12 protein-coding genes are annotated in these 13,161 nt (G+C 61.8%); 11 read left to right on the top strand and 1 reads right to left on the bottom strand.

The window, feature by feature from the left end:
• The first annotated feature begins 76 nt into the window (after window positions 1-76).
• The 11 genes from pocA to AAEZ09_RS17700 all read left to right on the top strand — a co-directional run bounded on the left by pocA (window position 77) and on the right by AAEZ09_RS17700 (window position 9,209).
• Window positions 77-712, top strand: a complete 636-nt coding sequence (gene pocA / locus AAEZ09_RS17750) for a flagellar polar localization protein PocA (protein ID WP_163019410.1) — start codon at window positions 77-79, stop codon at window positions 710-712.
• A complete protein-coding gene (pocB, locus tag AAEZ09_RS17745; protein WP_350600219.1) occupies window positions 709-1,140 on the top strand; it encodes a flagellar polar localization protein PocB in 432 nt (143 codons plus the stop codon). Before pocA ends, pocB begins: the two co-directional genes overlap by 4 nt.
• Window positions 1,140-2,150, top strand: coding sequence for a tetraacyldisaccharide 4'-kinase (gene lpxK, locus AAEZ09_RS17740; protein ID WP_350600218.1), 1,011 nt, complete (start codon window positions 1,140-1,142; stop codon window positions 2,148-2,150). The genes pocB and lpxK overlap by 1 nt, the downstream gene beginning before the upstream one ends.
• A gap of 24 nt (window positions 2,151-2,174) precedes the next feature.
• Window positions 2,175-2,360 (top strand): Trm112 family protein, encoded by a 186-nt coding sequence (locus tag AAEZ09_RS17735; protein WP_007945752.1) that lies wholly within the window; start codon window positions 2,175-2,177, stop codon window positions 2,358-2,360.
• Window positions 2,357-3,121, top strand: coding sequence for a 3-deoxy-manno-octulosonate cytidylyltransferase (gene kdsB / locus AAEZ09_RS17730; protein ID WP_205892103.1), 765 nt, complete (start codon window positions 2,357-2,359; stop codon window positions 3,119-3,121). The genes AAEZ09_RS17735 and kdsB overlap by 4 nt, the downstream gene beginning before the upstream one ends.
• Window positions 3,121-3,585, top strand: a complete 465-nt coding sequence (locus tag AAEZ09_RS17725; protein ID WP_045061736.1) for a low molecular weight protein-tyrosine-phosphatase — start codon at window positions 3,121-3,123, stop codon at window positions 3,583-3,585. Before kdsB ends, AAEZ09_RS17725 begins: the two co-directional genes overlap by 1 nt.
• Complete coding sequence (gene murB, locus AAEZ09_RS17720) at window positions 3,582-4,601, top strand: UDP-N-acetylmuramate dehydrogenase (protein ID WP_350600216.1); 1,020 nt, start codon at window positions 3,582-3,584, stop codon at window positions 4,599-4,601. The genes AAEZ09_RS17725 and murB overlap by 4 nt, the downstream gene beginning before the upstream one ends.
• 249 nt (window positions 4,602-4,850) lie before the next feature.
• Window positions 4,851-5,321, top strand: coding sequence for a (2Fe-2S)-binding protein (locus AAEZ09_RS17715; RefSeq protein WP_045061734.1), 471 nt, complete (start codon window positions 4,851-4,853; stop codon window positions 5,319-5,321).
• Window positions 5,318-7,639 carry a xanthine dehydrogenase family protein molybdopterin-binding subunit gene (locus tag AAEZ09_RS17710; protein ID WP_350600215.1) on the top strand — a complete coding sequence of 774 codons (2,322 nt, stop codon included), beginning with the start codon at window positions 5,318-5,320 and terminating at the stop codon, window positions 7,637-7,639. Before AAEZ09_RS17715 ends, AAEZ09_RS17710 begins: the two co-directional genes overlap by 4 nt.
• A complete protein-coding gene (locus AAEZ09_RS17705; RefSeq protein ID WP_205892107.1) occupies window positions 7,639-8,622 on the top strand; it encodes an XdhC family protein in 984 nt (327 codons plus the stop codon). The genes AAEZ09_RS17710 and AAEZ09_RS17705 overlap by 1 nt, the downstream gene beginning before the upstream one ends.
• Window positions 8,619-9,209 (top strand): nucleotidyltransferase family protein, encoded by a 591-nt coding sequence (locus AAEZ09_RS17700; RefSeq protein ID WP_205892108.1) that lies wholly within the window; start codon window positions 8,619-8,621, stop codon window positions 9,207-9,209. The genes AAEZ09_RS17705 and AAEZ09_RS17700 overlap by 4 nt, the downstream gene beginning before the upstream one ends.
• A gap of 115 nt (window positions 9,210-9,324) precedes the next feature.
• On the opposite strand, the gene rne is transcribed toward AAEZ09_RS17700, so the two are convergent.
• Window positions 9,325-12,555 carry a ribonuclease E gene (gene rne / locus AAEZ09_RS17695; protein WP_350600213.1) on the bottom strand — a complete coding sequence of 1,077 codons (3,231 nt, stop codon included), beginning with the start codon at window positions 12,553-12,555 and terminating at the stop codon, window positions 9,325-9,327.
• Window positions 12,556-13,161 lie beyond the last annotated feature (606 nt).

Here is a 13,161-nt window from a genome sequence, read left to right as displayed (position 1 = left end):
CGGTTGCGCCATCGTGGTCTTCGGTGCGAGAAGCCCCTATGGTAGAGTGGCGCACTTTTTCGAGGGGACTGTCACTGTGTGGGAATTGGTCAAATCCGGCGGCTGGATGATGCTGCCGATCATTCTGAGTTCCATCGTGGCCATGGCGATCGTTGTCGAGCGCCTGTGGACCCTTCGTGCCAGTCGTGTAACTCCGGAGCATTTGCTCGGCCAGGTCTGGGTCTGGATCAAGGACAAACAGCTCAATAAGGAAAAGCTCAAGGAATTGCGCGCCAATTCCCCTCTGGGCGAAATCCTCGCGGCTGGCCTGGCCAACTCCCGGCATGGTCGCGAAATCATGAAAGAGTGCATCGAGGAAGCTGCGGCGCGAGTCATTCACGAACTCGAACGCTACATCAACGCCCTGGGCACGATTGCCGCCATGGCGCCGTTGCTGGGCTTGCTCGGCACCGTGCTGGGCATGATCGATATCTTCAGTGCGTTCATGGGCACCGGCATGGGCACCAACGCGGCGGTACTCGCCGGTGGTATTTCCAAAGCCCTGATCACCACGGCCGCAGGCCTGATGGTCGGTATCCCGGCGGTGTTCTTCCACCGTTTCCTGCAACGCCGGATCGACGAACTGGTGGTGGGCATGGAACAGGAAGCGATCAAGCTGGTTGAGGTCGTACAGGGCGACCGTGATGTTGACCTGGCCGAGGGCAGAGCGTGAAATTCCGCCGCAAGCCTCGGGAAACGGTCGATATAAACTTCGCTTCGCTCATCGACGTGGTGTTTATCCTGCTGCTGTTTTTTGTCGTGACCACCACCTTCACCCGTGAAACCCAGCTGCGCGTCGACCTGCCGGAAGCCGTCAGCGGAACACCTGCCGAAGATCAGCAGGTCAAGCACCTGGACGTGGCGATCAATGCTGAAGGCGCGTTTTCGGTGAATAACCAGGTCTTGCCCAAGAACGACCTGGCGACCCTGATGGACGCCCTGCAGAAAGAATCCAACGGCGACACCAGCCTGCCGCTGTCCATCAGCGCCGACGGCAAGACCCAGCATCAGTCGGTCATCATCGCCATGGATGCTGCCGGCAAGCTCGGTTTCAGCCACCTGCGCATGACCACTGTCGAGGCGGCGCCGCCCGCGCCCTGATGGCCATGTCCGATCGCTTGCTCGCCGCGTGGTACCAGGGACATCCGGCCCTGAAGCTGTTGCAGCCGCTGGAGTGGCTCTATCGCCGCGTGGTCACGAACAAGCGCAAGCGTTTCCTGGCGGGCGAGGGCGAGATCTATCAGCCGCCAGTGCCGTTGATCGTCGTCGGTAATATCACCGTCGGCGGCACGGGCAAGACTCCGCTGATTCTCTGGATGATCGAGCACTGCCAGCGTAGCGGGCTGCGCGTCGGGGTGGTCAGTCGGGGTTACGGCGCCAAACCACCGCAACTGCCATGGCGAGTCGCGGCGGATCAGGGCGCCGATACTGCGGGCGACGAGCCTCTGTTGATCGTCCAGCGCACCGGCGTACCCTTGATGATCGACCCGGACCGCAGTCAGGCGGTCAAGGCCTTGCTCGAGAGTGAACCGCTGGACCTGATCCTGTCGGACGACGGCATGCAGCATTATCGCCTGGCCCGTGACCTTGAGCTGGTGCTGATCGACGCTGCCCGTGGCCTGGGTAACCAGCGCTGCCTGCCCGCCGGGCCCCTGCGTGAGCCGGTCGAGCGCCTTGAGAGCGTCGATGCGGTGCTCTACAACGGCGCCGCTGACGATCGCCATGACGGGTTTGCGTTCCAGCTGCAACCTACCGCGCTGGTCAATCTGCGTAGCGGTGAACGGCGGCCGCTCGATCATTTTCCTGCGGGTCAGGCACTGCATGCCGTGGCCGGCATCGGTAATCCGCAGCGTTTCTTCACGACCCTCGAAACGCTACACTGGAAGCCTGTACCGCACGCGTTCGCTGACCACGCCGAGTACAGCGTGCAGGCACTGAATTTCGCTCCGTCATTGCCTTTGGTAATGACTGAAAAGGACGCGGTGAAGTGCCGTGCCTTCGCCGCCGCCGATTGGTGGTACCTGACGGTCGATGCTGCGCCATCCCCGGCCTTTGTCGCCTGGTTCGATACGCAGCTGATGCGCCTGGTGCCGGACCGTCTTTTGCCTTAACTCCGTTTTATCCAGGGAATGCTCATGGACACCAAATTGCTCGATATCCTCGCTTGCCCCGTCTGCAAAGGCCCGCTCAAGCTCAGCGCTGACAAGACCGAGCTGATCAGCAAGGGCGCCGGCCTCGCTTATCCGATTCGCGACGGCATCCCGGTCATGCTCGAAACCGAAGCGCGCACCCTGACCACCGACGAGCGCCTGGATAAATGACCGCAGCCTTTACTGTCGTCATCCCATCGCGTTACGCCTCCACCCGTTTGCCTGGCAAGCCGCTGTTGCTGATCGCCGGCAAACCGATGATCCAGCACGTCTGGGAACAGGCGAGCAAAAGCAGCGCCGAGCGCGTGGTGGTGGCCACCGACGACCTGCGCATCGTCGCAGCCTGCAAAGGCTTTGGCGCTGAAGTGGTGCTGACGCGTGAAGATCACAACTCCGGTACCGATCGCCTGGCCGAAGTGGCGACGAAGCTGGGCCTGGCGCCCGACGCCATCGTGGTTAACGTGCAAGGTGACGAACCGCTGATTCCACCTGATGTGATCGATCAGGTCGCGGCCAACCTGGCAGCCCACACCGAAGCGCGCATGGCCACTCTGGCTGAGCCGATCGAAGATGTGGAAACCCTGTTCAACACTAATGTGGTCAAGGTAGTCAGTGACCTCAACGGTCTGGCGCTGACCTTCAGCCGAGCGACCTTGCCGTGGGCCCGCGATGACTTTGCCAGGAGTCGCGAGCAATTGCCGGAAGGCGTGCCGTACCGTCGCCACATCGGCATTTATGCTTACCGCGCCGGGTTCCTGCATGACTTCGTCAGCTGGGGCCCTTGCTGGCTGGAAAACACTGAATCCCTGGAACAACTAAGGGCCTTGTGGCACGGCGTGCGTATCCACGTGGCTGACGCTTTGATCGCGCCACCGACCGGCGTCGATACCGCTGAAGACCTGGAGCGGGTTCGTCGCCTGCTGGAGGCCTGATGCGGGTTCTGTTCGTCTGCCTGGGCAACATCTGCCGCTCGCCGACCGCCGAAGGCGTGCTGCGCCATAAACTGCGCGAGGCCGGACTGGCGGGGCAAGTCGAGGTCGCCTCCGCCGGTACGGGCGACTGGCACGTCGGCAAGGCCCCGGATAAACGCAGCCAGGCCGCCGCCCGGCTACGCGGTTACGATTTGTCTGCCCAGCGCGCGCAGCAAGTCAGTCGTGCCGATTTCTCCATGTATGACCTGATCCTGGCGATGGATAACAGCAACCTGCGCAATCTCAAGGCATTGCAGCCTGCGAAGGGCAAGGCGGAGCTTGACCTGTTCCTGCGCCGCTATCAGTCGGAACTCGATGAAGTTCCAGACCCGTACTACGACGGCGACCAGGGCTTCGAGCAGGTATTGGACCTGATCGAGCGCGCCAGTGACCTGCTGGTGATCGAATTGAAGGGGCGGTTATGAATCTGCAGGTGCAAGCCCGGGTATCGCTCAAACCGTACAACAGCTTTGGCGTGGATGTGCAGGCCCGCCTTTTTGCCCAGGCCCACAGTGACGACGACGTGCGCGACGCCCTGGTGTATGCCACGCAGCACGAGGTGCCATTGCTGGTAATCGGTGGGGGCAGCAACTTGCTGCTCACCGCCGATATCCAGGCGCTGGTGCTGCGCATGGCCACCCGCGGGATTCGCCTGCTCAGCGATAACGGCCAGCAGGTGGTGATCGAAGCCGAAGCCGGCGAGCCTTGGCATCCGTTTGTGCAACACACCCTGGCCCAGGGTTTGTCTGGCCTGGAAAACCTCAGCCTGATCCCCGGTACGGTCGGCGCGGCACCGATGCAGAACATCGGCGCTTATGGCGTGGAGATCAAGGACGTGTTTGCCGGCCTGACCGCGCTTGATCGCCGGACCGGCGAACTGCGCGACTTCAGCCTGGACGAGTGCAAGTTCGCCTACCGCGACAGCCTGTTCAAGCAGGAGCCGGGGCGCTGGTTGATCCTGCGGGTGCGCTTCAACCTGAACCGCGCTGAACACCTGCATTTGGAATACGGCCCGGTGCGTCAGCGCCTGACAGAGCAGGGCATTGACCGTCCGACTGCCGGCGACGTCAGCCAGGCGATCTGCAGCATTCGCAGCGAAAAACTGCCGGACCCTGCAGTACTGGGCAATGCTGGCAGTTTCTTCAAGAACCCTCTGGTACCGGCGGCGCTGGTCACCCGGCTCAAGGCTGAATTCCCGGACCTGGTGGCCTACGCGCAACCCGACGGGCAGATGAAGCTGGCGGCTGGATGGCTGATCGAGCGCGCAGGCTGGAAGGGCTTTCGCGAAGCCGACGCCGGTGTGCACAAGTTGCAGGCGCTGGTGCTGGTCAACTATGGCGCGGCCACTGGCCTGCAGTTGCTGGACCTGGCGCAACGGATCCAGAAAGACATTTGGCAACGATTCCAGGTCGAGCTGGAAATGGAGCCCAACAGATATTGAGGCTACGCTTTCAGCACTGCCCTGGAGGCCCTGCACATTTGTCGATGTGCAGGGCTTTTTTGTTAATCCTGGGTTAACTTAGCCGCCTAACGATACAAGCCATTTTGCTACACCAAAGGCCCGATGCAGACGTCGCCGTCGGCATGAGAGAGCCTCCTTAGCCTGAGTCGATCTGCGTGATGCCAACCGCCAGCTTCTGGCGGCAGATTGCTCGACCCCATAACCGTCTTTAGATATGCGGGCGTGCCCATGATTACCCTGAAACTCAACGGTCAAGACCATCAACTCGATGTCACCGAGGACATGCCCCTGCTCTGGGCAATTCGCGACGTGGCCGGTTACAACGGCACCAAGTTTGGCTGCGGCATGGGCCTGTGTGGTGCCTGCACCATTCACATCGACGGCTCCCCGGCACGCAGTTGCATCACGCCGATCGGCTCGGTGATCGGCCAGGACGTTAGCACCATCGACAATTTGCACAGCGACCCGGTTGGGCAAGTCGTCCAGCAAGCCTGGCTCGACACAGCAGTGGCCCAGTGCGGGTTCTGCCAGGGCGGGCAGATCATGTCGGCGACAGCATTGCTCAAGGTCAACCCCAACCCCAGCGACGAGCAAATCGAAGAAGCGATGGTGGGCAACATTTGCCGTTGCGGCACCTACAACCGTATCAAGACCGCCATACGCCAAGCCTCCACCCACCTGAAGGAGGCCAAGGCATGAGCGGGCTACCGAATGATTTTGCGCTGAGCAATCTCAGCCGCCGTGGTTTCCTCAAGGGCGTAGGCGCTACCAGCGCGCTGGTGCTGGCCGCCAGTTGGGGTTGGCAGGACGCACTCGCCGCCGATAAAGAGCAGAAATTCGGCGCAGACGGTATGCCCAATGGCTGGATCGACGATCCAAAAGTATATGTCAGCATTGCCGCCGATGGCACCGTAACCGTGGTGTGCAACCGCTCGGAAATGGGCCAGGGCGTGCGCACTAGCCTGAGCATGGTGGTGGCGGACGAGCTGGATGCCGACTGGGCGATGGTCAAGGTGCAGCAGGCGCCCGGTGATGAAGTTCGCTATGGCAACCAGGACACCGACGGCTCGCGCAGCATGCGCCATTGGTACGAGCCGATGCGTCGTTGTGGCGCCGCTGCGCGCACGATGCTTGAGCAAGCCGCTGCCGAGCAGTGGAAAGTACCGGTAGGCGAGTGTCAGGCACAGTTGCACAAAGTCATTCACCAGCCCACCAAGCGTGAACTGGGTTACGGCGCCCTGGCGGCTGCCGCTGCTGCACTGGCAGTGCCGGCTCGCGACAGCCTGCGGCTTAAGCAGCCTGCGCAGTTTCGATACATCGGCAAGGAAGGCATCAAGGCGATCGATGGTGCCGACATCGTCAATGGTCGTGCAGTCTACGGCGCCGATGTGCACATCGAGGGCATGCTCTACGCGACCATTGCGCGCCCGGCGGTATATGGCGGCAAGGTCAAATCCGTTGACTCGAGTGCGGCGCTGAAAGTGCCTGGCGTGCTCAAGGTCATCAACATCGAAGGGCGGCCAATGCCGTCGGAGTTCCAGCCCCTGGGTGGCGTGGCCGTGATCGCCAGCAATACCTGGGCAGCGATCAAAGGGCGCGAAGCGCTGAAGATCGAGTGGGACGATGGCCCGAATGCCAGCTATGACTCGATCGCCTACCGCAAGGAGCTGGAAGCTGCATCGCTCAAGCCCGGCAAGGTCGTGCGCAACACCGGCAACATCGACGAGGCCATGGGCAACGCCGACACCACGCTGGAAGCGTCTTACTATCTGCCGCACCTGGCACAGTCCCCGATGGAGCCGATGGTAGCCATTGCGCGCTTCAAGGACGGCGTCTGCGAGGCCTGGGCGCCGAGCCAGGCACCCCAGGTGACGCGAGAGCGAATTGCCGAACGCCTCGGCGTCCCGTTCGATAACGTCACGGTCAACGTGACCCTGCTCGGCGGCGGCTTCGGACGCAAGTCCAAGCCGGATTTTGTCATCGAAGCGGCGATCCTCGCCAAGGAATTTCCCGGCAAGGCAGTGCGGGTGCAATGGACGCGTGAAGACGATATCCATTGTTCGTACTTTCATACCGTGTCGGCCGAGTACCTCAAAGCCAGCCTGAACAAGGACGGCCTGCCGTCCGGCTGGCTGCACCGCACCGTCGCGCCCAGTATCACGGCGCTGTTTGCACCGGGCATGAACCATGAAGCAGCGTTCGAGCTGGGCATGGGCTTCACCAACATGGCCTATGCGATCCCCAACGTGCGCCTGGAAAACCCCGAGGCCAAGGTGCATACCCGGGTGGGTTGGTACCGTTCGGTGTCGAACATTCCCCACGGCTTTGCGATCCAGAGTTTCGTCGATGAGTTGGCCCACAAGGCCGGCCGCGATCCGCTGGAGTACCAGATCAAGCTGCTCGGCCCGGACCGCCAGATCGATCCGCGCACCTTGAGCGAAGAGTGGAACTACGGCGAGTCGCCGGAACGCTATCCGATTGATACCGGCCGTATGCGCAAGGTCCTGGAAACTGCGGCGAAGGCGGCGGGGTGGGGTCGTGACTTGCCCAAGGGCCGTGGCCTGGGCCTGGCGGTGCACTACAGTTTTGTCACCTATGTCGCGGCGGTGATCGAGGTTGAGGTCAAGGATGACGGCACGTTGATCGTGCATAAGGCGGATATCGCAGTGGACTGCGGCCCGCAGATCAACCCGGAGCGCATCCGCTCGCAATTCGAAGGTGCCTGTGTGATGGGCCTGGGTAATGCGGTGCTCGGCGAAATCAGCTTCAAGGACGGCAAGGTCCAACAGGATAACTTCCACATGTACGAAGTAGCACGCATGTCCCTGGCGCCGAAGGAGGTGGCGGTGCACATGGTCACTCCGCCGGGAGACGTGCCGCTTGGGGGCGTCGGCGAACCTGGCGTTCCACCGATTGCGCCGGCGCTGTGTAATGCGATTTTTGCTGCCACGGGCCAGCGTATTCGCAACTTGCCGGTGCGCTTCCAGTTACAGGGTTGGCAGAAGGCGCAAGCCTGATGGACAGCGTCGATCTGAATGTCCTGCGCAGCGTGCTGGAGTGGCGCAATGCGGGCCAGCGGGTGGTGCTGTACAGCGTGGTCCAGACGTGGGGCACTGCGCCCCGGGCACCTGGCGCCATGCTGGCGTTGCGTGAAGATGGCGTGGTGATCGGGTCTGTGTCCGGCGGCTGCGTCGAGGATGATCTGATTGCCCGCCTGCACGATGGGCGCATCCCGGCTGACGGACCGCCCGTGCAGTTGATCACCTACGGCGTGACTCGCGAGGAGGCTGCGCGCTTTGGCTTGCCTTGTGGCGGTACCTTGCGCCTGACTGAGGAGCGCGTAGGCGATCCGGCCTGGGTGGCACAGTTGCTGGCACGTTGCGAGGCGCACGAGATTGTGGCGCGCTCGCTGTCGATTGAAACCGGTGAGGTGTTGCTGGAGCCCGCAGACAAGTTGCAAACGCTGACCTTTGACGGCAAGACGCTGCGGGCCATTTATGGTCCGCGCTGGCGCCTGCTGCTGATCGGCGCAGGTCAACTGTCGCGATATGTCGCCGAGATGGCGCGGCTGCTGGATTTCGAGGTGCTGATCTGCGATCCGCGCAGCGAATTCGTCTATGGCTGGGAAGAGCAGCATGGACGCTTCGTCCCGGGCATGCCCGACGAAGCGGTACTGACTATCCAGACCGACGAGCGCACGGCCATTGTTGCGCTCACCCATGACCCGCGCCTGGATGACATGGCGCTGCTGACGGCGCTGGACTCCGATGCATTCTACGTGGGTGCGCTGGGGTCTCGGGTCAACAGCCTGAAGCGCCGGGATAATCTGGCTCAGCTAGGCTTGTCGGCAGCGGCCATTGAACGGCTGCACGGCCCGATCGGCTTGCACATTGGTAGCCATTCGCCAGCGGAAATCGCTTTGTCGCTGATGGCTGAAATTGTCGCAATCAAGAACGGCGTCGAACTCAAACAGAAGAAGCCCTTGCAGGAGGCGCCATGAGCGAACCCATCGCCGTCATCGTGCTGGCAGCGGGGCAGGGCGAGCGCTTTCGCCAGGTAGCGGGCGCCGACAAGGACAAGTTGCTGGCGGACTGTACCGGGCGCGACGGTGCTGTGCGGTCGGTCATCGAACATGTCCTCGTGAACCTGCCGGCTAAGGCGGGCAAACGGGTTGTGGTTACCACTGCAGATCGTCCCCAGGTGATTCGCATGGCCCAGGCCTATGGGTTCGAGGTGGTCCTGATCGAGTCCACGGGCATGGGGGACAGCATTGCTGCCGGGGTGGCGGCGTGTCCGCAGCCCGGTGGTTGGTTGATTGTGCTGGGGGATATGCCCTTCATCCTGCCGTTGAGCATTGAGCGGGTGATAGCAGGGATGGCGGCTGACACTATCAGTGTGCCAGTGCATGACGGCGAGTATGGGCACCCGGTGGCGTTCGCGGATTCTTTCGGACCGGCGTTGATCGCGCTCTCGGGGGACGGCGGGGCCAGGCCGCTGTTCGCTACGGCCAGGGTGGTTGAAGTGGAGGTGGATGATCCTGGGGTGTTGTGGGATGTGGATGTGCCCGGGGCCCTGGTGTTTGTGTAAAACATCAAAAGATCGTCCGAACGCGGCCCGAGCCTTCGGACGATCTTTTGATCTTCAAGGTATAAAAAAGCCCCGCTCTGGATCACCAGGCGGGGCTTTTTGTCAGCCGTCGGAATCAGACGAGGGGTTTAGGCTCGTGCTCTTTTTCCTGGGCTTTTTCGTGTTGCTCTACCGCGTCCTGTACGGAACGTGGTGCTTCATCGATCACTGACGCTACAGGCTCAGCGACAACTTCAGCAGGGGCTTCAGCGACCACCGGTGCAGGCTCAACCACGGCTGGAGCAGCAGCGGCAGCCAATTCAGCTTCCTTCTGCAGACGCTCGGCTTCACGCTTGCGACGACGCACTTCACGCGGGTCGTTTGGCGCGCGACCATTTTCAGTCAGGGCGCTTGCCGGCGCGGCTTCGACCACAGGTGCAGCCACTTCGGCTACAACCGGGGCTTCAACCGGCACTTCGACCACTGGAGCAGGCTCTGCAGCCGCAACCACTGGCTCTGGCTCGTAAGCCGGAGTTTCAGCTACCGGGGCTGGTGTTTCTGCAACAGCTGGCTCGGCAACCCAGTTGAAAGCGGTTTGCTCTTCGCGAACTTCACGAATCGATTCGGTCACGGTTTCGCTGACCGTCTCGGCAGCAGGCTCTGCAATCACTGCTGGAGCTTCGACGACTGCCGCAGGTTGCGGTGCCGCTTCTACTTCAGGCTGCGCTTCACGAGCCGGCGCCACTTCGATTTCCGGCGAAGCGGTGGCTTCGACAGGCGAGGTCGCTTCAACCACTGGCGCTTCGACTGGAGCAGTGTCCAGGGTGGCAGCAGTAGCGCGTTCGGCTTGCTCGTTGGCCTGTGCTTCAGCTGGAGCACTGATCACCGAGCTGGCAACGGCTGCGGTAACAGCCAGGCCAGCGGCCAGGTCGTTAGCGCTTGGTGCGTCGGCAGTGGCTGCCACTTCGCCTTCAGCGGAGTCAGACTCTTCCGAACCTTCGATCACATTGCCGTTGGCATCACGCTGACGCTCGCGACGGTTGCTGCGACGACGCTGGCCGCGGGAGCGACGGCGTGGACGATCGCCTTCGGCGCCTTCCTGTCCGTCTTCCTGCAGTTGCTCTTCGTTGGACAGCAGTTCTTCTTCGGCTACTGGAGCTGCTGCTTGCTCGGCACGTGGCTGACGTTCTTCACGCGGTGGGCGTGGAGCACGTTCTTCGCGTGGCTGGCGAGCCGGACGCTCTTCGGTGGTAGCGACAGCGACAGCGGCAGCGGCTGGAGCAACAGCGTCCAGGGGTTCGCGTAATTCGCGTACACGTTCTTCACGCTCGCCACGTGGCTTGCGGTCTTCACGTGGAGCGCGCGGTGCACGTTCCTCACGCGGTGCGCGTGGTGCACGCTCTTCACGTGGCGCGCGTTCTTCGCGGACTACTGCCGGCGTTTCTTCACGAGCTTCGCGTGGTTCACGAGCTTCCCGTGGAGCGCGTTCTTCACGCGGTGCACGTTCTTCGCGAGGCTTGCGCTCTTCGTCGCGGCGACCGTTACGGTTGCGGCTCTGCTGACGACCGTTGCGACGCTCTTCGTTACGAGCCGGACGCTCGGTGGTCGCAGGCTTTTCAACCACAACCGGTGCGGCGGGCTCTTCCTTGGTTGCAAACAGGCTGACCAGCGACTTCACCAGGCCCTTGAACAGGCTTGGCTCTGGCACGGCGGCCGGTGCAGCCACAGGCGCGGCAGCAACAACTTCGGCAGGAACCGGCGCATTGGCGCGGGCAGGGGCCGTCTTGACTGCAGCTTCCTGGCGAACCAGGGTGCGGGTCGCAGCGGCTGGCTGGACTTCTTCCACTTCGGCAGCGGCAGCAGCGATTTCGTAGCTGGACTGGTTGATGTGGGCTTCCGGGCTGTCATCGCGCAGACGCTGAACTTCGAAGTGCGGCGTTTCGAGATGATCGTTCGGCAGAATGACGATGCGGGCACGGGTGCGCAGTTCGATCTTGGTGATCGAGTTGCGTTTTTCGTTGAGCAGGAACGCGGCGACCGGGATCGGCACTTGTGCACGAACTTCGGCGGTGCGGTCTTTCAGGGCTTCTTCTTCGATCAGGCGCAGGATCGCCAGCGACAGCGATTCAACGTCACGGATGATGCCGGTGCCGTTGCAACGCGGGCAAACGATGCCGCTGCTTTCGCCCAACGATGGACGCAGGCGCTGACGGGACATTTCCAACAGGCCGAAGCGCGAGATGCGACCGACTTGCACGCGAGCGCGGTCGGCTTCCAGGCATTCGCGGACTTTCTCTTCCACGGCGCGCTGGTTCTTGGCAGGGGTCATGTCGATGAAGTCGATGACGATCAGGCCGCCGATGTCGCGCAAGCGCAACTGACGGGCGATTTCTTCAGCAGCTTCAAGGTTGGTCTGCAGCGCGGTTTCTTCGATGTCGCTGCCTTTGGTGGCGCGCGCCGAGTTGATGTCGATGGACACCAGGGCTTCGGTCGGATCGATGACGATGGAACCGCCGGAAGGCAGTTCGACGACACGCTGGAAAGCGGTCTCGATCTGGCTTTCGATCTGGAAACGGTTGAACAGCGGAACGCTGTCTTCGTACAGCTTGATCTTGCTGGCGTACTGCGGCATCACCTGGCGGATGAAGGTCAGGGCTTCGTCCTGGGCTTCGACGCTGTCGATCAGCACTTCGCCGATGTCCTGGCGCAGGTAATCGCGGATGGCGCGGATGATCACGTTGCTTTCCTGGTAGATCAGGAACGGCGCGGAGCGATCGAGCGAGGCTTCTTTGATGGCGGTCCAGAGTTGCAGCAGGTAATCGAGGTCCCACTGCATTTCTTCACTGCTGCGACCAAGGCCGGCAGTGCGCACGATCAGACCCATGTCAGCCGGGGCAACCAGGCCGTTCAGGGCTTCACGCAGTTCGTTGCGCTCTTCGCCTTCGATGCGACGGGAGATGCCGCCAGCACGCGGGTTGTTCGGCATCAGCACCAGGTAACGACCGGCCAGGCTGATGAAGGTGGTCAGGGCGGCGCCCTTGTTGCCACGTTCTTCTTTTTCGACCTGGACAATGACTTCCTGGCCTTCGCTCAGGACGTCCTTGATGTTGACGCGGCCTTCCGGGGCTTTCTTGAAGTATTCGCGGGAGATTTCTTTGAGGGGCAGGAAGCCGTGGCGCTCAGAGCCGAAATCGACAAAGGCAGCCTCAAGGCTTGGTTCGATGCGAGTAATCCGGCCTTTATAGATGTTGGCCTTCTTCTGCTCGCGTGCACCGGATTCGATGTCCAGGTCGTAGAGGCGCTGGCCATCTACCAGTGCAACACGCAACTCTTCGGGTTGAGTTGCGTTAATCAGCATTCTTTTCATGTAGTACCGTCGGTTTCCGGGCTGCCGGAAACGGCGTTCGGCACACACGACTTCTCATGGTCGGTGTCAGGTGCGTCGGGAGTGGTTGGCCATTCCCGTGTCCAGCGATGTCCGGCCAATGTGGGCCTTCGTCGCGACGTACGCGTCCTGCTTGCTGTGGCTACTTAAGCACTCAGTCAGGAGGAGGAATCAACCATTGGCTGTGGACGAGATGAAGCGTCTTGAAAAAGCCTATTGCTACACAGTCCAGCGGTTGTGCATCTCCACCCTACACGTATCCCTGAAAATTCGGGTGCTGCCGCGCGCAGAATCCGCAGCGGGTTGGCATTTACCGTGAGCTCCAAAAGGGGAGGTCACGCATCATGGCTAATTTAGGCGTTGTTTCCGAAACCTTCGCTCGGGGTCATTCGCAACTGACTGCACTTTGTGAACTGGCCATGAATATTGGCTCGCAAGGCGAGTGAAAACTCTGCCCTGCGGCTTGATTCAGGCCTCATGTCACCTGCGCTCGTTACAGCTGCAAACTCCACCGTTAAGTAGCGAAAGCCCCGTAGGACGGCCTCGCGTCCTGGTGAATTGCATTGGTCAGGGCCGGTTTTAGACCGT

Source organism: Pseudomonas sp. 65/3-MNA-CIBAN-0223 (assembly GCF_040310425.1).
Classification (GTDB): Bacteria; Pseudomonadota; Gammaproteobacteria; order Pseudomonadales; family Pseudomonadaceae; genus Aquipseudomonas; species Aquipseudomonas gregormendelii.
This window is presented reverse-complemented; position numbering and strand designations above follow the sequence as displayed.

What these genes read in the sequence shown, in the direction of transcription:
- AAEZ09_RS17735 (WP_007945752.1), top strand. Translation starts at nt 2,175, where the DNA reads ATGGACACCAAATTGCTCGATATCCTCGCTTGCCCCGTCTGCAAAGGC.
- kdsB (WP_205892103.1), top strand. Translation starts at nt 2,357, where the DNA reads ATGACCGCAGCCTTTACTGTCGTCATCCCATCGCGTTACGCCTCCACC.
- AAEZ09_RS17710 (WP_350600215.1), top strand. Translation starts at nt 5,318, where the DNA reads ATGAGCGGGCTACCGAATGATTTTGCGCTGAGCAATCTCAGCCGCCGT.
- AAEZ09_RS17700 (WP_205892108.1), top strand. Translation starts at nt 8,619, where the DNA reads ATGAGCGAACCCATCGCCGTCATCGTGCTGGCAGCGGGGCAGGGCGAG.
- murB (WP_350600216.1), top strand. Translation starts at nt 3,582, where the DNA reads ATGAATCTGCAGGTGCAAGCCCGGGTATCGCTCAAACCGTACAACAGC.
- lpxK (WP_350600218.1), top strand. Translation starts at nt 1,140, where the DNA reads ATGGCCATGTCCGATCGCTTGCTCGCCGCGTGGTACCAGGGACATCCG.
- rne (WP_350600213.1), bottom strand. Translation starts at nt 12,555, where the DNA reads ATGAAAAGAATGCTGATTAACGCAACTCAACCCGAAGAGTTGCGTGTT.
- AAEZ09_RS17705 (WP_205892107.1), top strand. Translation starts at nt 7,639, where the DNA reads ATGGACAGCGTCGATCTGAATGTCCTGCGCAGCGTGCTGGAGTGGCGC.
- AAEZ09_RS17715 (WP_045061734.1), top strand. Translation starts at nt 4,851, where the DNA reads ATGATTACCCTGAAACTCAACGGTCAAGACCATCAACTCGATGTCACC.
- AAEZ09_RS17725 (WP_045061736.1), top strand. Translation starts at nt 3,121, where the DNA reads ATGCGGGTTCTGTTCGTCTGCCTGGGCAACATCTGCCGCTCGCCGACC.